20 protein-coding genes are annotated in these 21620 nt (G+C 68.6%); 19 read left to right on the top strand and 1 reads right to left on the bottom strand.

What is annotated here, in order from left to right:
* Positions 1–56: 56 nt before the first annotated feature.
* Positions 57–422: a DUF1844 domain-containing protein gene (locus TVH25_RS05620; RefSeq protein WP_169622983.1), complete on the bottom strand. Its 366-nt coding sequence runs from the start codon at positions 420–422 to the stop codon at positions 57–59.
* 338 nt (positions 423–760) lie between these two features.
* Here TVH25_RS05620 and infC point away from each other — a divergent pair, with 338 nt between their 5' ends.
* The 19 genes from infC (at position 761) to tyrS (ending at position 21279) form a co-directional block, all read left to right on the top strand.
* A complete protein-coding gene (infC, locus tag TVH25_RS05625) occupies positions 761–1462 on the top strand; it encodes a translation initiation factor IF-3 (RefSeq protein ID WP_206037422.1) in 702 nt (233 codons plus the stop codon).
* Between the two features lie 70 nt (positions 1463–1532).
* Positions 1533–1727: a 50S ribosomal protein L35 gene (gene rpmI / locus TVH25_RS05630; RefSeq protein WP_072698932.1), complete on the top strand. Its 195-nt coding sequence runs from the start codon at positions 1533–1535 to the stop codon at positions 1725–1727.
* A gap of 72 nt (positions 1728–1799) precedes the next feature.
* Positions 1800–2180 carry a 50S ribosomal protein L20 gene (rplT, locus tag TVH25_RS05635; protein WP_169622984.1) on the top strand — a complete coding sequence of 127 codons (381 nt, stop codon included), beginning with the start codon at positions 1800–1802 and terminating at the stop codon, positions 2178–2180.
* Between the two features lie 38 nt (positions 2181–2218).
* Positions 2219–3049 carry a TrmH family RNA methyltransferase gene (locus TVH25_RS05640; RefSeq protein WP_169622985.1) on the top strand — a complete coding sequence of 277 codons (831 nt, stop codon included), beginning with the start codon at positions 2219–2221 and terminating at the stop codon, positions 3047–3049.
* Between the two features lie 93 nt (positions 3050–3142).
* Positions 3143–4213 (top strand): phenylalanine--tRNA ligase subunit alpha, encoded by a 1071-nt coding sequence (pheS, locus tag TVH25_RS05645; protein ID WP_169622986.1) that lies wholly within the window; start codon positions 3143–3145, stop codon positions 4211–4213.
* Positions 4214–4262: 49 nt separating this feature from the next.
* The gene (gene pheT, locus TVH25_RS05650) at positions 4263–6749 is read left to right on the top strand and encodes a phenylalanine--tRNA ligase subunit beta (RefSeq protein ID WP_296549937.1); all 2487 of its coding nucleotides are present in this window, start codon (positions 4263–4265) and stop codon (positions 6747–6749) included.
* A 76-nt stretch (positions 6750–6825) separates the two neighbouring features.
* Positions 6826–7242, top strand: a complete 417-nt coding sequence (locus TVH25_RS05655) for a hypothetical protein (protein ID WP_422423548.1) — start codon at positions 6826–6828, stop codon at positions 7240–7242.
* Between the two features lie 64 nt (positions 7243–7306).
* Positions 7307–8380, top strand: a complete 1074-nt coding sequence (gene argC / locus TVH25_RS05660) for an N-acetyl-gamma-glutamyl-phosphate reductase (RefSeq protein ID WP_422423549.1) — start codon at positions 7307–7309, stop codon at positions 8378–8380.
* A gap of 35 nt (positions 8381–8415) precedes the next feature.
* Positions 8416–9648 carry a bifunctional glutamate N-acetyltransferase/amino-acid acetyltransferase ArgJ gene (gene argJ / locus TVH25_RS05665; protein ID WP_378528429.1) on the top strand — a complete coding sequence of 411 codons (1233 nt, stop codon included), beginning with the start codon at positions 8416–8418 and terminating at the stop codon, positions 9646–9648.
* Between the two features lie 23 nt (positions 9649–9671).
* Positions 9672–10616, top strand: a complete 945-nt coding sequence (gene argB, locus TVH25_RS05670) for an acetylglutamate kinase (protein WP_422423551.1) — start codon at positions 9672–9674, stop codon at positions 10614–10616.
* Positions 10613–11800, top strand: coding sequence for an acetylornithine transaminase (locus tag TVH25_RS05675; protein WP_169622990.1), 1188 nt, complete (start codon positions 10613–10615; stop codon positions 11798–11800). Before argB ends, TVH25_RS05675 begins: the two co-directional genes overlap by 4 nt.
* Positions 11801–11806: 6 nt before the next feature.
* Complete coding sequence (gene argF, locus TVH25_RS05680) at positions 11807–12736, top strand: ornithine carbamoyltransferase (protein ID WP_169622991.1); 930 nt, start codon at positions 11807–11809, stop codon at positions 12734–12736.
* A 2-nt stretch (positions 12737–12738) separates the two neighbouring features.
* A complete protein-coding gene (locus TVH25_RS05685) occupies positions 12739–13251 on the top strand; it encodes an arginine repressor (RefSeq protein ID WP_169622992.1) in 513 nt (170 codons plus the stop codon).
* A 49-nt stretch (positions 13252–13300) separates the two neighbouring features.
* Positions 13301–14500, top strand: coding sequence for an argininosuccinate synthase (locus TVH25_RS05690; RefSeq protein ID WP_169622993.1), 1200 nt, complete (start codon positions 13301–13303; stop codon positions 14498–14500).
* 2 nt (positions 14501–14502) lie between these two features.
* Positions 14503–15924, top strand: a complete 1422-nt coding sequence (argH, locus tag TVH25_RS05695; RefSeq protein WP_296549944.1) for an argininosuccinate lyase — start codon at positions 14503–14505, stop codon at positions 15922–15924.
* A gap of 178 nt (positions 15925–16102) precedes the next feature.
* Complete coding sequence (locus tag TVH25_RS05700; RefSeq protein WP_169652885.1) at positions 16103–19090, top strand: alpha/beta fold hydrolase; 2988 nt, start codon at positions 16103–16105, stop codon at positions 19088–19090.
* 41 nt (positions 19091–19131) lie between these two features.
* Positions 19132–19353, top strand: coding sequence for a Trm112 family protein (locus TVH25_RS05705; RefSeq protein WP_169622996.1), 222 nt, complete (start codon positions 19132–19134; stop codon positions 19351–19353).
* Positions 19354–19367: 14 nt separating this feature from the next.
* A complete protein-coding gene (locus TVH25_RS05710) occupies positions 19368–19994 on the top strand; it encodes a DNA-3-methyladenine glycosylase (RefSeq protein ID WP_169622997.1) in 627 nt (208 codons plus the stop codon).
* Positions 19995–20001: 7 nt separating this feature from the next.
* Positions 20002–21279, top strand: coding sequence for a tyrosine--tRNA ligase (gene tyrS / locus TVH25_RS05715; protein WP_169652884.1), 1278 nt, complete (start codon positions 20002–20004; stop codon positions 21277–21279).
* The last annotated feature ends 341 nt before the right edge of the window (positions 21280–21620 follow it).

The raw sequence follows: 21620 nt of genomic DNA on the forward strand, positions 1-21620 counted from the left end.
ACACCCGGGAGCGGCGCCGAGCGCTGCGTCCCGGGTGTCGTGCTGTGCGGGTCGGATCAGTAGACGGGGCCGGTGTACTTCTCGCCGGGACCGAATCCGGGCTCGTCGGGAGTCGACGATGCCTCCCGGAACGCGCGCTGCAGTGCTTGCAGGCCCTCTCGGATCGGTCCGGCGTGCGGTCCGAGGTATTCCACGGAAGCCGTGACGAGGCCGGCCAGCGCAGTGATCACACGTCGTGCCTCGTCGAGATCGAGGTGGCTGCTCTGCTGGGGGTCGGCGTCGCCGAGGCCCAGCTTCTCGGCGGCCGAACTCATCAACATCACGGCAGCGCGGCTGATCACCTCGACAGCCGGGATCTCGGCGAGTTCGCGCACGTCGTCCGGCGCTACGTTCGGGTCCTGGGAATCGGGTGCCTCGGTCATGCATCGAGGATCCCACTGCGCCCGGGAGCGACGCAGTTCGGGTGGTCGCTCGCGGGGCGATTCGATGCCGACGTGCATCTTTGCTAGACTTGTCCCCACGACCGCCCATGCATACCAGCATGGGCAGCAAAGTGGAGTCCGACTCCCACCTCTGGCGGCACATAGATGCAGTTCAGTGGTCCGGTCTTCCCGGTGCTCGCACCGCGGATGCCGCATCCTCCGGGATGCTGGGGCGTATGTGCAGTGCAACTGCCGTTCGTCGACCGGTCGGTATCGGACCCCGCGTGGAGCCTCGGCACCACAGCGGGGTCTTTTCGTCGAGGAACTCGGGCCACCTGCTGCGGTGCGGTCACACCGACCCACCGTTCTACCTAGGAGGCCACATCAGCGCTGAGACCCGCATCAACGAACGCATCCGAGTTCCCGAGGTCCGTCTCGTCGGACCTGGCGGGGAACAGGTCGGCATCGTGCGTGTTGAAGATGCACTCCGCCTGGCCATCGAAGCCGATCTCGACCTTGTCGAGGTGGCGCCCGACGCTCGGCCGCCGGTCTGCAAGATCATGGATTACGGCAAGTTCAAGTACGAGAACGCGCAGAAGGCGCGCGAATCGCGCAAGAACCAGCAGATGACCGTGATCAAGGAGCAGAAGCTCCGGCCCAAGATCGACGATCACGACTACGAGACCAAGAAGCGCAACGTCGTTCGCTTCCTCGAGGCCGGGTCCAAGGTCAAGGTCACCATCATGTTCCGTGGCCGTGAGCAGTCGCGTCCCGAACTCGGGTACCGGTTGCTGCAGCGTCTGGGTGCGGATGTCGCCGAACTCGGCTTCATCGAAACCTCCGCGAAGCAGGACGGTCGCAACATGACCATGGTGCTGGCCCCGCACAAGGGCGCGAAGACCCGCGCGAAGGCGCAGGAAGCCGCCCATGCTGCACCGGTCAACACCGCGCAGCCCTCGAGCACCGCGCAGGCAACGCAGGCATCTGCCCCTGCGACCCCGCCGCCGGCGCCGCAGCAGGGCGACGCCCCAAGCAGCTAGCCGCTCGAACCAGCACACCCGGTGCTGCGTGCGAGCACCGATGTACACACCGACAAGAACTGAGGACTCCATGCCCAAGTCGAAGACCCACAGCGGCACCGCGAAGCGATTCAAGGTGTCCGGCAGCGGGAAGATCCTGCGCCAGAAGGCCGGGCGCCGCCACCTTCTCGAGCACAAGCCTTCGACCGTCACTCGCCGTCTCGACGGCGTGGCAGTGGTCGCGCCCGCGGACACCCCGCGGGTCAAGCGCCTGCTCGGCCTCTGAGCTTCCCCGACCGTTTCCCGCTCTCCGGGGACGAAACAATGTCGTCCCCCGAACTTTGACAGGACTTAACCAGTGGCACGCGTGAAGAGGGCCGTCAACGCCCAGAAGAAGCGCCGTTCGATTCTCGAGGCCTCGAAGGGCTACCGCGGGCAGCGCTCGCGTCTGTACCGCAAGGCCAAGGAGCAGCAGCTTCACTCGCTGACCTACGCCTACCGCGACCGTCGCGCCCGCAAGGGTGATTTCCGCAAGCTGTGGATCAGCCGTATCAACGCGGCGGCTCGCGCCAACGACATCACCTACAACCGCTTCATCCAGGGCCTCAAGGCCGCGGGTGTCGAGGTCGACCGCAAGATCCTCGCCGAGCTCGCCGTCTCCGACGCCGAGGCATTCGCCGGCCTGGTCGCGCTCGCCAAGGCTGCGCTGCCGGCCGACGTCAACGCTCCGGCTGCCTGAGCACGACGCTGAACGACGACACAACACAGGAACGGCCCGTGGATCCGCTCACCGAGCGCACCCCGCGGGTCGTTTCTGCTGTGAAACTCTTGCGGGCCGCGGAACGACGCAAAAACGGGCGGTTTCTCGCCGAGGGTGAGAACTCCGTCACCGAAGCGCTCGCGGCCGGTCACGTGCACGACCTGTTCGTCACCGAAGCCGCGGCCGAGCGCTACCGCGACTGCGTCGACGCCGCGCACCGCGCGGGGGTGCGCGTCGCCACCGTGACCGAGAAAGCCGCCGCCCGTCTGTCGGACACAGTGACCCCGCCGGGACTGGTGGCCGTCTGCGACACCCTCGACGTCCCTCTCGAGGCGGCACTGTCGCCGCGCCCCCGGCTCGTGGCGGTGCCCGTCGCGATGGCGGAGCCCGGCAACGCCGGCACCCTGATCCGTGTCGCGGACGCTGTCGGCGCCGACGCGGTGATCCTCGCCGGCGACTCGGTGGACCCACACAACGGAAAGTGTGTGCGTGCGTCGGCAGGCAGCATCTTCCACCTGCCGGTTGCGCGGGAGCGGGACACCCTGCGTGTTCTCGACGCCCTCTCCGGCGCAGGCGTGCAGATCCTCGCGACGGCCGCCGACGGCGAGGTCGAACTCGACGACGCCGACGAACTGCTGGCCCGTCCCACGGCGTGGCTGTTCGGAAACGAGGCCCACGGTCTCGATCCGGAGGTCGCCGCGCGGGCAGACCATCGGGTCCGTATCCCGATCCGGGGTCGTGCCGAGTCTCTCAACCTCGCTACCGCAGCGTCGATCTGCCTGTACGCCAGCTCCCGGGTGCAGCACCGGCCCCCGGTGCAGACTCGGGCCTCCGGACCCATCACATAGGATTTGTCGGTGCGCCGTCGACCATCCGGTCGCGGCGGCGCCCGCGAGAACATTTCGAACCATCGTTCGCCCGAAGAAGGAGTTGCACCGGTCGTGGCCAAGAATGAAGGCGGCACCCCGCCGGCAGTCGATCCGAGCGCCTTGACCGAGGAGGCCCTCGCTGCGGCCGAGAAGGCTGCGATCGAGGCGTTCGCGGCCGCTGCCGACCTCGACGCGCTCGCGCGGGCGAAGGTCGACCATCTCGGCGACAAGGCGCCCATCTCCCTCGCCAAGCGTGCGCTCGGCTCGCTGCCGGGCAAGGAGCGCGCAGACGCGGGCAAGCGGGTCAACGCCCACCGCACCGCCGCGCAGGCCGCATTCGACGCCCGCAAGGAAGAACTGCAGGCCGAGCGTGACGCGGCGGTCCTCGTCGCCGAGGCCGTCGACGTGACGCTGCCGGCGACTCGCCGCCCGCTCGGTGCCCGGCACCCGATCAGCATCATTTCCGACCAGGTCGCCGACGTGTTCGTCGCGATGGGATGGGAAATCGCCGAAGGGCCCGAGGTCGAAACCGAGCATTTCAACTTCGATGCCCTCAACTTCCTGCCCGACCACCCGGCCCGCACGATGCAGGACACCTTCCACATCGCACCGGAAGGGTCGCGTCAGGTGCTGCGCACCCACACCTCCCCGGTGCAGGTGCGCACGATGCTGCACCGCGACATCCCGATCTATGTGGTGTGCCCGGGCCGCACATTCCGTACCGACGAACTCGACGCCACGCACACCCCGGTGTTCTCCCAGGTGGAGGGCCTCGCGGTGGACAAGGGTCTGACCATGGGCCACCTGCGCGGCACGCTCGATGCGTTCGCGCGTGCCCTGTTCGGACCGGAGACGCGGACGCGGATGCGTCCGAACTACTTCCCGTTCACCGAGCCGTCCGCCGAGGTGGACGTCTGGTTCCCGAACAAGAAGGGCGGCGCGGGCTGGGTCGAGTGGGGCGGCTGCGGCATGGTGAACCCGAATGTGCTGCGGGCCTCGGGCATCGACCCCGACGTGTACACCGGATTCGCATTCGGCATGGGTCTCGAGCGCACGCTGCAGTTCCGCAACGGCATCCCCGACATGCGCGACATCGTCGAAGGCGACGTGCGCTTCACCCTGCCCTTCGGTGTGCAGGGCTGACGCCCGCCACCTCCATCCGTCCCCGAACGAACGAGAAAGCTGAACCCAAGTGCGAATAGCGCAGTCCTGGCTGACCGAGATCCTGCAGCGTGCCACCCCGGAGTGGAACGTCACGCCCGAGGAACTCGACGCGGGATTCGTCCGGGTCGGGCTCGAGGTCGAGGACATCGAAACCCTCGAACGCATCGACAACCTGGTCGTCGGACGGGTCGCCGAGATCACCGAACTCGAGGGGTTCAAGAAGCCCATCCGGTTCTGCAAGGTCGAGGTGGGCGAAGACGAGCCCCGCGGCATCGTGTGCGGTGCCCGCAACTTCGCCGAAGGTGACCTCGTGGTCGCCGCACTCCCCGGCGCGGTGCTTCCCGGCGGGTTCGCCATCGCGAGCCGCAAGACCTACGGGCAGGTCTCCGACGGGATGATCTGCTCGGTGAGCGAACTGGGTATCGGCACCGACCACTCGGGCATTCTGGTGCTCGAACCGGGAAGTGCCGAGCCGGGCGCGGATGCGAACGAATTGCTCGGGCTCGGCGACACGGTCGTCGAACTGAACATCACCCCGGACCGCGGTTACTGCTTCTCCGCCCGCGGACTGGCCCGCGAACTCGCCTGCGGCTTCGACCTCGAATTCGTCGACCCAGCTCAGGTCACCCCGCTGCCCGCCGACGGTGGCGAGGCCTACCCGATCCGGCTCGAGCCGGAGACCGACGCCACCCGGTTCGCGGCACGCCGGGTAACGGGCATCGACCCGAACGCAGTGTCCCCGTGGTGGCTGCAACGGCGCCTGCACACCGCCGGTGTGCGCCCGATCTCCCCGGCCGTCGATGTCACGAACTATGTGATGCTCGAACTCGGCCAGCCGCTGCACGCGTTCGACGCGGCCACCCTGCAGGGCGATATCGTCGTGCGCCGAGCTCGGGCGGGGGAGAAGCTGACCACCCTCGACGGTGTCGAGCGCGACCTCGATCCCGAGGACGTCGTGATCTGTGACGACTCCGGCGTCATCTCCCTCGCCGGCATCATGGGCGGCGCCACCACCGAAGTCGGGGACGCGACCACCGACATCCTGCTCGAAGCGGCGACCTGGGATCCGCTCGCCGTGTTCCGCGGCAACCGGCGTCACAAGCTCAGCAGTGAAGCCGGGAAGCGTTTCGAGCGCACCGTCGACCCCGCCGTCGCCCGCGCCGCACTCGATCGCGCGGCAGCGCTGCTCGTCGAGATCGCCGGCGGCACCGTCGAGCCCACCCTCACCGACATCGTCGTTCCGACCGAACCCGTGTCGATCCGGATGGACATCGACCTTCCGGACCGCATCGCCGGGGTCACCTACCCCAATGGCACCGCCGCCCGTCGCCTGACCCAGATCGGGTGTGCCGTGGAGGTCGGTGTCGGCGAGGACGGTCACGGTCAGCTCGTGGTGACGCCGCCGTCGTGGCGCCCCGACCTGCGTCAGCCCGCAGATCTCGTCGAGGAAGTGCTTCGCCTCGAGGGGCTCGAACAGATCCCGTCGGTGCTCCCGGCCGCTCCCGCAGGACGGGGACTGACGCCGAGTCAGAAGCGTCGCCGCGCCGTCGGCAAGGCGCTCGCCTACGACGGTTACGTCGAGGTACTCGCCCCGGTGTTCCTGCCCACCGGCGTGTTCGACACCTGGGGACTCGACGCCGACGATCCGCGCCGCGTCACCACCAAGGTGCTCAACCCGCTCGAATCGGACCGCCCGGAACTGGCCACCACGCTGCTGCCCGGCCTCCTCGAGGTGCTCGCGCGCAATGTCTCGCGTGGCCAGCGCGACCTGGCGCTGTTCTCCATCGCCCAGGTGGTGCAGCCGGGTCCCGACACGGTGGCGGTCGCGCCGTTGCCGGTCGACCGGCGTCCCAGCGACGACGAGATCGCAACCCTCGAGCAGTCGCTCCCGGCGCAGCCCGTGCACGTCGGCGGTGCGCTCGCGGGAATGCGTGAGCCCGCGGGACCGTGGGGACCGGGACGCGCGGCAGAGGCGTCCGACGCCTTCGCGGCCGCCGAGACCATTGCCAGGGCCGCGGGTGTGCAGCTGGAACGGCGTGCGGCGCAATATCTTCCGTGGCATCCGGGTCGTTGCGCCGAGTTGCTCGTCGACGGGGTGGTCGTCGGCCACGCCGGTGAGTTGCATCCGGCCGTCGTCGAACGGGCGGGCCTTCCGGCGCGCACGTGTGCTTTCGAGCTCGATCTCGACGCCCTCCCGATCTCCGAGTCGCTGCCCGCTCCGGTGGTCTCGCCGTTCCCGGCGGTGCTGCAGGATGTCGCGGTGGTGGTCGACGCGGAGGTGCCGGCGGCGTCGGTCGAGTCCGCGCTGCGCGCGGGTGGCGGCGAACTGCTCGAAGACATCAGGCTGTTCGACGTGTTCGAAGGCGCGCAGGTGGGTGAGAACCGCAAGTCGCTCGCGTTCGCGTTGCGTTTCCGGGCGCCCGATCGCACGCTCACCGAGGACGAGGCGAGCGCTGCCCGTGACGCTGCGGTCGCTGCGGCTGCTGCCTCCGTGGGTGCCGAGATGCGTCGCTGACGTTGTCCTCGGCGGGGGCGCGCCGGGTCACGGCTCGGCGCCCCCGCTCTCGGTCCGTCCGACGTAACCTGGATGTATGAGTAGCGACGAACGGAACCACGGCCGGATACCGGAGCCCGAGACGCCGGACGAGCCTGCGCCCGACGTCACACCGGCCGAACCCGCGACTCCCACGGTGCCCGACGTGCCGCCGTCGCCGGACATCCCGGACGTGCCGCCCGCCGCGCCCGAACCGGCCCCCGATCCCGGCCCCGTCGGGGGGGGGGGGCGGGCGCCGACGATCGAGGAGATCACCGGGTACACCCGCGACGGCGTGCCCACGCTGGACTCGGTGCGAGAGAAGATCGAGCACCGTTCGGCGACAGCGATCGGCGCAGAGGAACTGGCGAGGGAAAGCGTGTCCGGGCGCACCCTCGACGACGAGTACGAGGCGCGGCAGGCAGCCGCGGCCGACAAGCTCGCGGAGATCCGGCGGTCGTTGCGTTCGGAATGACCCGGAACTGGGTGTGACCCAGAGCCGGATGAAATAGTTTGCATCATCGTGCATAATCAATCGTATGGGTAATTCACCGGTATTCACGGCGACGCCGCAGGCGCCGCTCCGGGTGGCCGTCGCGGGAGCGAGCGGTTACGCGGGCGGCGAGATCCTGCGCCTCCTTCTCGGCCATCCCGCGTACCAGGACGGATCACTCGTCATCGGTGCACTCACCGCCGGGAGCAACGCCGGAGCCACCCTCCGCGAATTCCATTCGCATCTGCTGCCGCTCGCCGACCGGGTTCTCGCACCCACCGACCTCGACAGCCTCGCCGGGCACGACGTCGTCTTCCTCGGCCTGCCGCACGGCCACTCCGCGGTCATCGCCGAGCAACTGCCCGAGACCACCGTCGTCATCGACTGCGGCGCCGACTTCCGGCTGACCTCCTCCGACGACTGGACGCGCTGGTACGGCACCGACCACGCGGGCACCTGGCCGTACGGCATGCCGGAACTGCCCGGCGCGCGCGACAAGCTCATCGGCGCGACCCGCATCGCCGTACCCGGCTGCTATCCCACCTCCGCGTCGCTCGCTCTCGCTCCGGCGGTCGCAGCCGGCATCGTGGAACCGTCCGTGCAGATCGTCGCGGTGTCCGGTGCCTCCGGCGCGGGCAAGTCGCCGAGAGTCGACCTGCTCGGCTCCGAAGTGATGGGATCGGTGCGGGCCTACGGCATCGGCGGCGCCCACCGCCATACCCCCGAGATCAAGCAGAATCTCTCGGTGCTCGCCGGCACCGACGTCTCCGTCTCGTTCACCCCCGTTCTCGCACCCATGCCCCGGGGCATCCTCGCCACCTGCACGGCGCCGACCACGGCTACCGCCGAGGAAGCGCGCGCCGTCTACGAAAAGGCCTACGGGGACGAAACATTCGTGCACCTGCTACCGGAAGGGGTGCTGCCCGCCACCGGCTCGGTGATCGGGTCCAACGCCGTTCAGCTCGCCGTCACCGTCGACCCCGACGCGGGCCTGTTGATCGTGATCGCCGCGCTCGACAACCTGACCAAGGGCACCGCCGGAGCTGCGGTCCAGTCCATGAACCTGGCGCTCGGGCTGCCCGAGGCCGCCGGCCTGTCCACCGTAGGAGTGGCGCCGTGACCGATCTGACCGACAGCACCACCACGGAGGACAGCGTGGACGCCGCGTACGCACACGCCGAGGAGATCGCCGGAGGACGGCTCATCCGCACCCAGGGCGTGACCGCCCCGGCAGGGTTCCGCGCCGCCGGCATCCGGGCCGGGATCAAAGCCAACGGCAACGCCGATCTCGCCCTCGTCCTCAACGAGGGACCCGAGCTCGCCGCGGCAGGCGTCTTCACCACCAACAAGGTCAAAGCCGCTCCCGTCCTGTGGTCCCAGCAGGTCCTCACCACCGGCGCATTGCGCGCGGTGATCCTCAATTCCGGCGGTGCCAACGCATGCACCGGACCCGGCGGATTCCAGGACACCCACACCACGGCCGAAACGCTGGCCGACGCACTGAGCAACTGGGGCACCGAGACCGGCGCGGGTGAGATCGCCGTGTGCTCGACCGGGCTCATCGGCGACCGGCTGCCCATGGACAAGGTCCTCACCGGCGTGCAGGAGATCGTCCACGAACTCGCCGGAGGAATCTCCGGCGGCACCGACGCCGCCCACGCGATCATGACGACCGACACCGTCCCGAAGCAGGCGGCGCTCCACCACGCGGCGAACTGGAACGTCGGCGGCATGGCCAAAGGCGCGGGCATGCTCGCCCCGGCGCTCGCCACCATGCTCTGCGTGCTCACGACCGATGCCGTCGCCACCCCGGAACAACTCGACGCGGCGCTGCGCCACGCCAGCCGGAAGACGTTCGACCGACTCGACATCGACGGTGCGACCTCCACCAACGACACCGTCTTGCTGCTCGCCTCCGGCGCCAGCGGGGTCAGCCCCACACAGGACGAACTCGACGCCGCGGTCCTCGCCGTCTGCGACAGTCTCGCCGACCAGATGATGGCCGACGCGGAAGGTGTCACCAAACGCGTCACCGTCACCGTGCGCGGTGCCGCGAGCGAAGACGACGCGCTCATCGGCGCCCGGACCGTCGCCCGCGACAGCCTCGTGAAAACCGCGCTGTTCGGCTCCGACCCCAACTGGGGACGGGTGCTCGCCGCCATCGGGATCGCCCCGATCGAACTCGACCCGAACACGATCACCGTCACGTTCAACGGGCAGCCCGTGTGCATCGGCGGCGTCGGCGCCCCCGGCGCCCGCGAGGTGGACCTGTCCGGTATCGATATCGCGCTCGACATCGATCTCGGGCTCGGCGACGCCGAGGTGTCGATCCGCACCACCGACCTGTCGCACGCGTACGTCGAAGAGAACTCGGCTTACTCGTCGTGACCGCGCACGTGACCGGAGCCGACATGGCCGCAGACCTCATCGCGAACCTGTCCGCACAGCAGAAAGCATTCGTCCTCGCCGAAGCGTTGCCGTGGCTGCAGAAGTTCCGCGACAAGATCGTCGTGGTGAAGTACGGCGGCAACGCCATGATCGACGACGACCTCAAAACGGCGTTCGCGGCCGACATGGCGTTCCTGCGCACCGTCGGCATCCACCCCGTCGTGGTGCACGGTGGCGGACCCCAGATCAACGCCATGCTGCGGCGTCTCGGGCTGGAAGGCGAATTCCGCGGCGGATTCCGCGTCACCACCCCCGAGGTGATGGACATCGTGCGGATGGTGCTCTTCGGCCAGGTCGGCCGCGAACTCGTCGGCCTCATCAACGCCCACGGCCCCTACGCCGTGGGGATCTCGGGCGAAGACGCGCGGCTGTTCACCGCAACCCGTCGCACCGTCGTCGTGGAGGGCACGGACACCGACATCGGGCTCGTCGGTGACGTCACCACCGTCGACCCCGCCGCCGTCCTCGACCTGATCGCCGCCGGTCGCATCCCCGTGGTGTCGACCGTTGCGCCCGACATCCAGGGCGTCGTCCACAACATCAACGCCGACACGGCCGCCGCCGCGCTCGCCGAGGCCCTCGGCGCCGAGAAACTGGTGGTACTCACCGACGTGGAGGGGCTCTACACGAACTGGCCCGACCGCTCGTCGCTGACCTCGTCCATAGACGTGGACACGCTCGCCGAACTGCTGCCTTCCCTCGACTCCGGCATGGTCCCCAAGATGGAGGCGTGCCTGCGCGCCGTCCAGGGCGGGGTACCGACCGCTCACGTGATCGACGGTCGCCAGGCGCATTCGGTGCTGCTCGAACTGTTCACCGAGGAGGGCATCGGCACCATGGTCACCCCTGGCCAGGGCACCGGCACGCACAGCCCGACGGTGCTCCCCGTCACGGAAGGAAACGCATGACCGGCACGTCCGAGCTACAGCAACGCTGGGCAGGCTCGCTCATGAACAACTACGGCGTCCCCAAGCTGGCGCTCGTCGCCGGCGACGGCGCGGTCGTCACCGACGCCGACGGCATGCAGTACCTGGATCTGCTCGGGGGCATCGCGGTCAACAGTCTCGGCCACCGGCATCCCGCGATCCTCGAGGCCGTCACAGCTCAGCTCGGGCAGCTCGGCCACGTGTCCAACCTCTATGCCTCCGCACCGGTGGTGGAACTCGCCGAACAACTCCTCGGGCACTTCGGACACCCGGGGCGTGCCTTCTTCTGCAACTCCGGCACCGAAGCCAACGAAGCGGCCTTCAAGATCGCCCGCCTCACCGGCCGGCCGAAGATCATCGCCTGTGAGAAGGCGTTCCACGGCCGCACCATGGGTGCCCTCGCGCTGACCGGTCAGCCCGACAAGCGGGCACCGTTCGAGCCGATGCCCCCCGGCGTCGAGTTCGTTCCCTACGGCGACATCGCCGCGCTCGACGCCGCGGTGGACGAGAACACCGCCGCCGTGTTCCTCGAACCCATCATGGGGGAGTCCGGGGTCGTCGTGCCGCCGGAGGGCTACCTCGCGGAAGCCCGCCGCATCACCCGTGAGCGCGGCGCGCTGCTCGTGCTCGACGAAGTCCAGACCGGCATCGCCCGCACCGGCACCTTCTTCGCTCACCAGGCAGCCGGAGTCGTGCCCGACGTGATGACCCTCGCCAAGGGTCTCGGCGGCGGTCTGCCCATCGGTGCCGTCCTCGCGACCGGGCCGGCCGCGGACCTCTTCCAGCCGGGCAAGCACGGAACCACGTTCGGTGGGAACCCGGTGTGTGCCGCCGCGGCCCTCGCCGTCCTCCGCACCATCGACGAGCAGAACCTGCTCGATCACGTCAACGCCGTCGGCAAGACACTGAGCACCGGCATCGAGTCCCTCGGGCACCCCCTCGTCTCGCACGTGCGGGGCTCCGGCCTGCTTCTCGGTGTGGTGCTCACCGACACGAAGTCCGCAGCGGTCGAAGCCGCCGCGCGCGAGGCCGGGTTCCTCGTCAACGCCCCGGCGCCCGACGTCATCCGGCTCGCGCCGCCGCTCATCCTCACCGAGCGCCAGGCCGAAAGCTTCGTCGCGGCGCTACCCGCCATCCTCGACAACGCAGACCGGGAAGGGAACTGAAGCACCGTGCTGAGACATCTTCTGCGTGACGACGACCTGACTCCCGCCGAACAGAACGAAATCCTCGATCTGGCAGCGGAACTCAAGAAAGCCCCGCTGTCGCGGCGTCCGCTCGAGGGCCCCTACAGCGTGGCGGTGTTGTTCGACAAGCCCTCCACCCGCACCCGGTTCTCGTTCGACGCGGGCATCGCCCAGCTCGGCGGTCACGCGATCGTCGTGGACGCCGGCTCCACGCAGATCGGCAAAGGCGAAACGCTCGAGGACACCGCGCGCGTCTTCTCCCGGTTCGCCGAAGCGGTCGTGTGGCGCACCTTCGGGCAGGACCGCATCGAGACCCTCGCGGCGCACTCCACCGTGCCCGTGGTCAACGCGCTGACCGACACCTTCCACCCGTGTCAGGTGCTCGCCGACCTCCAGACCATCCGCGAACACAAGGGCCGCACCCACGGGCTGAAACTCACCTACTTCGGTGACGGCGCGAACAACATGGCCAACTCGCTGATGCTGGGAGGCGTCACCGCCGGCCTCCACGTCACCATCGCGTCCCCGACGGGCTTCACCCCCGACCCGGAAGTGGTCGCCGCAGCCCGCGCGCGGGCAGAGGAGACCGGCGGCAGCGTCACCGTCACCGACGATCCCCATGCAGCGGCGACCGGCGCCGACGTCCTCGTCACCGACACCTGGGTGTCGATGGGGCAGGAAGTCGACGGCAAGGACCGCGAGGCCCCCTTCCGGCCGTACCAGCTCGACGACACGCTGCTGGCACTGTCCGATCCCGCGTCGATCGTGCTGCACTGCCTGCCCGCCTACCGCGGAAAGGAGATCACGGAAGAGGTCATCGACGGACCCCGCTCCGTCGTCTGGGACGAGGCCGAGAACCGGCTCCACGCACAGAAGGCCCTGCTCGTGTGGCTGCTCGAGCAGCGCAGGAGCTGAACGTGAACACCGCGGAGGGAGCCGTCGAACGGGCCGGCAGCGCCGCCCCGACTCGGGCCGCGCGGCAGGCGCGTATCACCGCGCTCCTGGCAACCCGCGCGGTGCGCAGCCACACCGAACTCGCGGCACTCCTCGCGGCCGAAGGCATCGAGGTCTCCACCGCCACCCTCTCCCGTGACCTCGAAGAACTCGGTGCCGTCAAGCTGCGCGGCGCAGACGGGGGAGCGGGCGTGTACATCGTGCCCGAGGACGGCAGCCCCGTCCGCGGAGTGTCCGGCGGCACGGATCGACTCTCCCGGCTACTCGGTGAACTGCTCGTCTCCACCGACGCCAGCGGCAACATCGCGGTCCTCCGGACGCCACCGGGGGCAGCGCACTATCTGGCCAGCGCACTCGATCGGGCATCATTACCGGAGGTGGTCGGCACGATCGCCGGGGACGACACCATTGCGGTGATCGCCCGGGAACCGATGACAGGGGCCCAACTGGCCGCCCTGTTCGAATCACTGGCCTGAACCATCACGTCGAGAGACGTACACGAAAGAAAAGAAGGAGCACAAGACAATGGCCGATCGCGTCGTACTCGCCTACTCGGGCGGGCTGGACACCTCCGTTGCCATCAGCTGGATCGGCAAGGAGACCGGCAAGGAGGTCGTCGCCGTCGCCATAGATCTCGGTCAGGGCGGCGAGGACATGGAAGTGGTGCGTCAGCGTGCGCTCGACTGCGGTGCCGTCGAGTCCGTCGTCGTCGACGCCAAGGACGAGTTCGCCGACGAGTACTGCCTGCCCACCGTGCAGGCGAACGCGCTCTACATGGACCGCTACCCGCTGGTCTCCGCGATCAGCCGCCCGCTGATCGTGAAGCACATCGTGAAGGCGGCCCGGGAGTACGGCGGCACCATCGTCTCGCACGGCTGCACCGGCAAGGGCAACGACCAGGTGCGCTTCGAGGTCGGCTTCGGCGCCCTCGCTCCCGACCTGCAGGTCATCGCACCCGTGCGCGACTACGCCTGGACCCGCGAGAAGGCCATCGCCTTCGCCGCCGAGCACAACCTGCCGATCAACGTCACCAAGAAGTCCCCGTTCTCCATCGACCAGAACGTGTGGGGACGTGCCGTCGAGACCGGCTTCCTCGAGGACCTGTGGAACGCCCCCACCAAGGACGTCTACGACTACACCGAGGACCCCACCCTCAACTGGCAGGCCCCCGACGAGCTCATCGTCTCCTTCGAAGCGGGCCGTCCCGTCGCGATCGACGGCAAGCCCGTGTCCGTGCTCGAGGCGATCCAGGAACTCAACAAGCGCGCCGGCGCACAGGGTGTCGGCCGGCTCGACATGGTCGAGGACCGCCTCGTCGGCATCAAGAGCCGCGAGATCTACGAGGCGCCCGGCGCGATCGCGCTGATCACCGCGCACCAGGAACTCGAGCACGTCACCCTCGAGCGTGAGCTCGGCCGCTACAAGCGCCGTGTCGAAGAGCGGTGGAGCGAGCTGGTCTACGACGGCCTCTGGTACTCCCCGCTCAAGTACGCGCTCGACGCGTTCATCCAGAACACGCAGGAACGCGTCACCGGCGACATCCGGATGGCCATGCACGGCGGGCACATCACCGTCAACGGACGCCGCAGCCCCGAATCGCTGTACGACTTCAACCTCGCCACCTATGACGAGGGCGACAGCTTCGATCAGTCCAACGCCAAGGGCTTCGTCCAGATCCACGGCCTGTCGTCGAAGGTCGCCGCGAAGCGCGATCTGGGCCTGTAGTCATGGCCACCCACGGCACCAACGAAGGTGCGCTGTGGGGCGGCCGGTTCGAATCCGGACCGGCCGCCGCCATGGCGGCATTGAGCAAGTCGACCCACTTCGACTGGGTGCTTGCGCCCTACGACGTGCGGGCGTCCCAGGCGCACGCCAAGATCCTGCATCGGGCCGGGCTACTGAGTGACGACGACCTCGCGACCATGCTCGACGGGCTCGAGGGCCTCGCCGCCGATGTCGCATCGGGCGCGTTCGTCCCGTCGGATTCCGACGAGGACGTGCACGGCGCACTCGAGCGCGGTCTCATCGAGCGGGTCGGCCCCGAGGTGGGCGGACGTCTGCGCGCCGGGCGCTCCCGCAACGATCAGGTCGCGACGCTGTTCCGCATGTGGTTGCGCGACAGCGCGCGGCGTATCGGCGACGGTGTGCTCGATGTCGTCGAGGCCATCGCAGGCCAGGCCGCCGCGCACCCCGACGCCGTGATGCCGGGGAAGACCCACCTGCAGGCGGCGCAGCCGGTGTTGCTCGCGCACCATCTGCTCGCGCACGCGCATCCCTTGCTGCGTGATGTCGATCGTCTGCGTGACTTCGACCGGCGCACGGCTGTCTCGCCGTACGGGTCGGGCGCGCTCGCGGGCTCGTCCCTCGGGCTCGACCCCGAGGCAATCGCCGCCGATCTGGGATTCGACGCTGCCGCCGACAATTCCATCGACGCGACCAGTGCGCGCGACTTCGCCGCAGAAGCGGCGTTCGTCTTCGCTCAGATCGCGGTCGACCTCTCGCGGATGGCGGAGGAGGTGATCCTGTGGAGCACACCGGAGTTCGGGTACATCACCCTCGCCGACGCGTGGTCCACCGGATCGTCGATCATGCCGCAGAAGAAGAATCCCGACGTCTCCGAACTGACCCGCGGCAAGGCGGGCAGGCTCATCGGAAACCTCACGGGCCTGCTCGCGACGCTCAAGGCACAGCCGCTGGCCTACAACCGGGACCTCCAGGAAGACAAGGAACCGGTCTTCGATTCGGTCGCCCAGCTCGAGCTTCTGCTTCCGGCGATCACCGGGCTCGTGTCGACGCTGACGTTCCACACCGAACGGATGGCCGAACTCGCGCCCGCCGGATTCACCTTGGCGACCGACATCGCCGAGTGGATGGTGCGCCAGGGCGTCCCGTTCCGCGTGGCCCACGAAGCTGCCGGCGCCTGCGTCCGGGCAGCGGAGACGCGCGGGGTGGGGCTCGAAGACCTCACCGACGCCGAACTCGCGGCAGTCGATCCCGCACTCACCCCTCAGGTGCGTGAAGTTCTCACGGTCGAGGGCTCCATCGCGTCGCGGAACGCTCGCGGCGGCACCGCGGGAGTCCGCGTTGCCGAGCAACTCGGCAGGGTGCGCGAGACCGCGGCGGCGCTGCGGGCCTGGGTGCGGGCCTGACGCCCCTCGCGTAGGCGGGCGCCGCGCTGCGTCTGTTCCTCTTCCGGTCCCGGGCGGCATCCGAATAGCCCGGGACCGGGCGGCGTCCGAATTGCCCGGGACCGGATCACGGATATGGCAGGCTTACGCGTACACCCGTCATGTACCGGGGTCATGGGCATCGTGGAGGGAAGCGATCGTGGGACTGGACGGTAGAGCGGTGACCGGACCGATGCGTCGGCTCATCGCGACGGCGCAGAACGGTCTCGAAGTCATCCGCTTCGGGGGGCTCGAACCGGGCACCTCGTCGTCTCCGTATCAGGTCGTCGAACGGTGCGGGATGTACCGTCTCCGGCGCTATTTCCCCGACTCGGACACCGCCGCGTCCGGTCCACCCGTGGTGTTGGTGCCGCCGATGATGATGTCCGCGGACGTTTACGACGTCACCCGCGACAGCGGTGCGGTCGGTGTCCTGCACGCCGCGGGACTCGATCCCTGGGTGGTGGACTTCGGCTCGCCCGACCAAGAGGAAGGCGGGTGGGACCGCACCCTCACCGACCACATCCTCGCTCTCGACGAAATCGTCGACCGGATTCACGCGTACACCGGACGCGACGTCCACCTCGGGGGTTACTCGCAGGGCGGCATGTTCTGCTACCAGGCTGCCGCCTATCGCCGCAGCCGCAACATCGCCAGCCTCATCACCTTCGGCAGTCCCGTCGATACCCTCGCCGCACTGCCCTTCGGCATCCCCGGCCCTGTGGCGACACTCTCGGCCGATTTCCTGGCCGATCACGTCTTCAACCGTCTCGCGATCACAGGCTGGATGGCTCGTACCGGATTCCAGTTCCTCGACCCGGTCAAGACGGTGCGGTCGCGTATCGACTTCCTCCGGCAGCTCCACGACCGCGAAGCTCTCCTTCCGCGGGAGCCCCAGCGCAGGTTCCTCGACACCGAGGGCTGGGTCGCGTGGTCCGGACCCGCGGTTGCCGACCTGCTGCGCCAGTTCGTCGCGCACAACCGCATGGTCAGCGGGGGCTTCGTGATCAACGACAAGCCCGTGACGCTCGCGGAGATCACCTGCCCCATCCTCGCGTTCCTCGGAGAAGTCGACGACATCGGCCAGCCTCTCGCAGTACGCGGAATTCGCAGAGCGTCGCCGCGCGCCGAGGTCTACGAATATTCGCTCCGCGCGGGCCATTTCGGTCTCGTCGTCGGATCCGTTGCAGCGCAACAGACGTGGCCTGCGACGAGCGAATGGGTGCAGTGGAGGGAGGGAATCGGGGACCGGCCCGTCGGGGTCAGTCCCATGACCGCGCCGGAGCCGAGCGACGAGGGCGCGACCGGCGTCTCCATCAGTAGCCGGGTGGCGCACACGGTCGCAACGCTCGCCGATGTCGGCGCCGATATCGGGAAGGGGATCGCCGAGGTCGCGACCGGCGCGGTGCGCGGTGCCCGCGACCTGTCGGGCGAAGCCGCGCGAGCACTTCCGCGTCTCGCCCGCCTGGGACAGATCCAGCCCCGCACCCGTGTCTCCGTCGGCAGCCTCCTCGCCGAACAGGGGAGGAGAGGGCCTCAGCGCGAGTGCTTCATCTTCGAGGACCGGGTCTACACCTACGAAGCGGTCAACCGCCGTATCGACAACATCGTTCTCGGTCTGGTCGACAACGGCGTCCGGCCGGCGATGCGTGTCGGTGTGCTCATGAACGTCCGGCCCAGCGCCATGGCGGCGGTGGCCGCCGTCTCCCGTCTCGGCGCGGTATCGGTCCTGATCCCCCCCGGACCGGACGCGGCCGCCGCCGCCCGACTCGGCGGTGTGGAAAAACTCGTCTCCGACCCGGAAAACCTCGACCTCGCTATCGGCACGGGCCTGCCGGTTCTCGTGCTGGGTGGAGGCGACGTCCGCGACCTCGACGTCGAGCCCGGCGCCGACGTCGTCGATCTCGAGCGGACCGACATCTCCGGGGTGCACCTGCCGGGCTGGTACGTCCCGGATCCGGGCCTCGCCCGCGAATTGGCGTTCGTGCTCTTCGTGGGGAGTGGTCCGACGCTCGAAACCAAGCGGGTCACCAACTATCGCTGGGCGCTGTCGGCGTTCGGTACGGCGACCGCTGCGTCGCTCGGCCGCCGCGACACGATGTATTGCCTGGCACCGCTGCATCACTCGTCGGGCCTGCTCGTGAGCTTCGGCGGTGCATTGGCGGGTGGAGCGCGGATCGCCTTGTCGAACGGACTGGACCCGGCGAAGTTCGGGGAGGAAGTCCATCGCTACGGCGTCACGGTGGTCACGTACACGTGGTCGATGATGCGAGAGGTGCTCGACAGCCCTTCCCTGCACATCGACGCCAGTCACCCCATCCGGTTGTTCATCGGCTCCGGCATGCCGCCCGGGCTGTGGTGGCGCACCCTCGAACGTTTTGCTCCCGCGCGGGTGGTCGAGTTCTACGCGTCCACCGAAGGCGACGTGATCCTCGCCAACGTGTCGGGTTCGAAAGTGGGATCTAAGGGACGCCCGCTCCCCGGCAGCGCTGCGGTCGGTCTCGCGGCCTACGACCCGCTCACCGGACGGCTCATCGAAGACGACCGCGGCTTCGTACGCTCGTGCGCCGACGGCGAGGTCGGACTTCTCCTCGGCAAACCTGGTGCGTCCAACGAAGCGCTCGGCGACGTCATGCGCGGTGTGTTCGAACCGGGTGACGTGTGGATCGCCACCGAAAACCTGTTCCGCCGTGACGCGGACGGTGACTACTGGCTTCTCGACAACAAACGCGGGGTGGTCGTCACCGCGCACGGACCGGTGTACTCGCAGCCGGTGATCGACATGCTCGGGATGATTCCGCGTATCGATCTTGCAGTCTCGTACGGAATCACTCTGGGGGACAGCGATATCGCGGTGGCCGCGTGTACGTTGCGCGGTAAGAAGGCCCCGACGGCAGCGGAGATCACGGCCGCTCTCGACGTCGTTCCCGAAGCGGAGCGCCCCGATCTGGTGCACATCGTCCCGTCCATCCCGATCGGGCCGTCCTACCGTCCCGCCGCCGACAAGCTGCGCGAACACGGCCTGCCGACCCCGACCGTTCGCTCGTGGTACGCGGACCGGGACACCGGCACCTACAAGCGGTTCACCAAGGCGGTCGCCACGAAATGGGCAACGGGCACGGCGGGAGCCACGCCCGCCGCCCGGTAGGCTGAACCCGTTCCGTTGTGTACGAAGTCGGAAGGACCCCCGTGGCCGTCGATCCCACGCTGTTGAACATTCTTGCCTGCCCCGAGGACAAGGGGCCGCTGCTTCTCGTCGACGACACGGTCCTCTACAACCCTCGGCTGCGCCGCGCCTACCCGATCGAGAACGGCATCCCGGTGCTCCTGATCGACGAGGCCGTGGCCGTCGGTGACGCAGAGCACGAGGATTACGTCACGCGGGGTGTTCCCGGCTGGACCCGAGACTGACCGACCCCGCCGCGATGAGCGCGCAGTACCTCGAATCCCTCGACCCTGTCGAGGCGGCTCGTGCGCTGCTCGGTGCTGTGGTCCGGGTAGGCGATGTCGCCATTCGGCTCACCGAGGTCGAGGCGTACGGCGGACCGGAGGACGGTCCGTGGCCCGACCCCTCCGCTCATTCGTATCGGGGGCCGAGCGCGCGCAACGCCGTGATGTTCGGACCCGCCGGCCATCTGTACGTCTACCGCAGCTACGGCCTGCATCTGTGCGCCAACATCTCGGTCGGACCCGACGGCGTGGCCGCCGCCGTGTTGCTGCGCGGCGGCGAGATCGTGGACGGCGAACAGTGCGCGAGCCGGCGACGGACCCCGGGGATGCCGTCCGACAAGCTTGCACGCGGACCCGGAAACCTCGCCGCGGCACTGGGATTGGATATCTCCGACAACGGTCTCGACGTATTCTCTCCGCGGTCGCGGGTTCGCCTCGAACTGCCCGAGCGACGGGACGACGTCGACGTGGCCTCCGGCCCGCGCGTCGGGATCAGCGTCGCCGCAGACCGGCCGTGGCGTCTGTGGATTCCGGGCTCTCCGGGGGTCTCGGCGTATCGACGGAGCCCACGGGCGCCCGCACTCCGAACACGAATGGGATGATCGAGCGGTGACTGAGCACATTCTCGACGAACTGACCTGGCGCGGGCTCATTGCCCAATCGACCGATCTCGATGCACTCCGACGCGATCTCGACGCAGGTCCGATCACCCTGTATGCCGGCTTCGATCCGACCGGACCGAGCCTGCACGCCGGTCACCTCGTGCCGCTTCTCGCACTGAAACGATTCCAGCGCGCGGGCCACCGTCCGATCGTCCTCGCCGGCGGAGCGACCGGCTTGATCGGCGATCCTCGGGACGTGGGGGAGCGCACGATGAACTCCGCCGATACCGTCGCCGACTGGGCGGATCGGATCCGGGGACAACTCGAACGCTTCGTGGACTTCGACGATTCGCCGACCGGTGCCGTCGTCGCGAACAACCTGGACTGGACGGGGCGCCTGACGGCGGTCGACTTCCTGCGCGACATCGGCAAGCACTTCTCGGTGAACGTGATGCTGGCACGCGACACCGTCAAGCGGCGGCTCGAAGGCGACGGCATCTCGTACACCGAATTCAGCTACATGCTGCTGCAGGCGAACGACTATGTGCAGCTTCGCCGCGACTACGGGTGCGCGCTCCAGGTCGGTGGCTCGGATCAGTGGGGCAACATCATCGCCGGCGTCGAACTGAACCGACGGACCGACGGAGCATCGGTCCACGCGCTGACGGTCCCGCTGGTGACCTCCTCGGACGGCAAGAAGTTCGGGAAGTCCACGGGCGGGGGAAGCCTGTGGCTCGACCCGGAGATGACCAGTCCGTACGCCTGGTACCAGCACTTCGTGAATGCCGCGGACGCCGATGTCGTCAAGTACCTGCGGTGGTTCACGTTCCTCGACCGCGAGGAACTGGCCGAACTCGAAACCGCGACGGCCGAGCGTCCCCATGCACGCGAGGCCCAGAAGCGGCTCGCGGCGGAGATGACCACGCTCGTCCACGGCGCTGCGAACACCGCAGCCGTGGAATTGGCGAGTCGCGCTCTCTTCGGGCGCGGGGAACTCGCGGACCTCGACGAGCCCACCCTTGCGGCGGCGCTCACGGAGGCCTCGGTGATGGACCTGCGTCCGGGGGAGCCCGACACCATCGTCGACCTGCTCGTCTCGACCGGTCTGTGCGAGAGCAAGGGCGCTGCGCGCCGCACGGTCAAGGAGGGCGGCGCGTCGGTCAACAACGTCCGCGTCTCGTCGGAGGAGTGGACACCGTCCGACGCAGAGCTCCTGCACGGGCACTGGCTGGTGATCCGCCGGGGGAAGCGTAATTTCGCCGGCGTTCGCGTGCACCGCAGCTGACCGCGGAGGTTCTGACTCGCTTCCGGGCCGTTGACCAGGCGATTTGACGGCCCGGAAGCGTGGGCGTAACTTAGTCCTCGTTCGAGCGACAGGGACACCCGCCCCGGACCGAGAGGTTCGGAGTTCAGTGGTGTCCTGAACGTCACTCAGAACAGCCGAAGATCGAGGAACGCACGAGTTGCGGGCCGCCGGTCGAAGGTGATAGATTGGAACGGTTGCCCCGGAGCGGGTCAGACACAGTCTGGAACGCGATGGTGTGTGCGTGTTCTTTGAGAACTCAACAGTGTGCCGATGAATGTCAGTGCCAATTATTTGGTGCGATCATCCGCTTTTGTGGATGG

This window comes from Rhodococcus sp. 7Tela_A2, from assembly GCF_049311045.1.
Lineage (GTDB): Bacteria > Actinomycetota > Actinomycetes > Mycobacteriales > Mycobacteriaceae > Rhodococcus.

What these genes read in the sequence shown, in the direction of transcription:
- rpmI (WP_072698932.1), top strand. Translation starts at nt 1,533, where the DNA reads ATGCCCAAGTCGAAGACCCACAGCGGCACCGCGAAGCGATTCAAGGTG.
- argC (WP_422423549.1), top strand. Translation starts at nt 7,307, where the DNA reads ATGGGTAATTCACCGGTATTCACGGCGACGCCGCAGGCGCCGCTCCGG.
- argH (WP_296549944.1), top strand. Translation starts at nt 14,503, where the DNA reads ATGGCCACCCACGGCACCAACGAAGGTGCGCTGTGGGGCGGCCGGTTC.
- TVH25_RS05710 (WP_169622997.1), top strand. Translation starts at nt 19,368, where the DNA reads ATGAGCGCGCAGTACCTCGAATCCCTCGACCCTGTCGAGGCGGCTCGT.
- argB (WP_422423551.1), top strand. Translation starts at nt 9,672, where the DNA reads ATGGCCGCAGACCTCATCGCGAACCTGTCCGCACAGCAGAAAGCATTC.
- TVH25_RS05690 (WP_169622993.1), top strand. Translation starts at nt 13,301, where the DNA reads ATGGCCGATCGCGTCGTACTCGCCTACTCGGGCGGGCTGGACACCTCC.
- TVH25_RS05655 (WP_422423548.1), top strand. Translation starts at nt 6,826, where the DNA reads ATGAGTAGCGACGAACGGAACCACGGCCGGATACCGGAGCCCGAGACG.
- TVH25_RS05675 (WP_169622990.1), top strand. Translation starts at nt 10,613, where the DNA reads ATGACCGGCACGTCCGAGCTACAGCAACGCTGGGCAGGCTCGCTCATG.
- TVH25_RS05620 (WP_169622983.1), bottom strand. Translation starts at nt 422, where the DNA reads ATGACCGAGGCACCCGATTCCCAGGACCCGAACGTAGCGCCGGACGAC.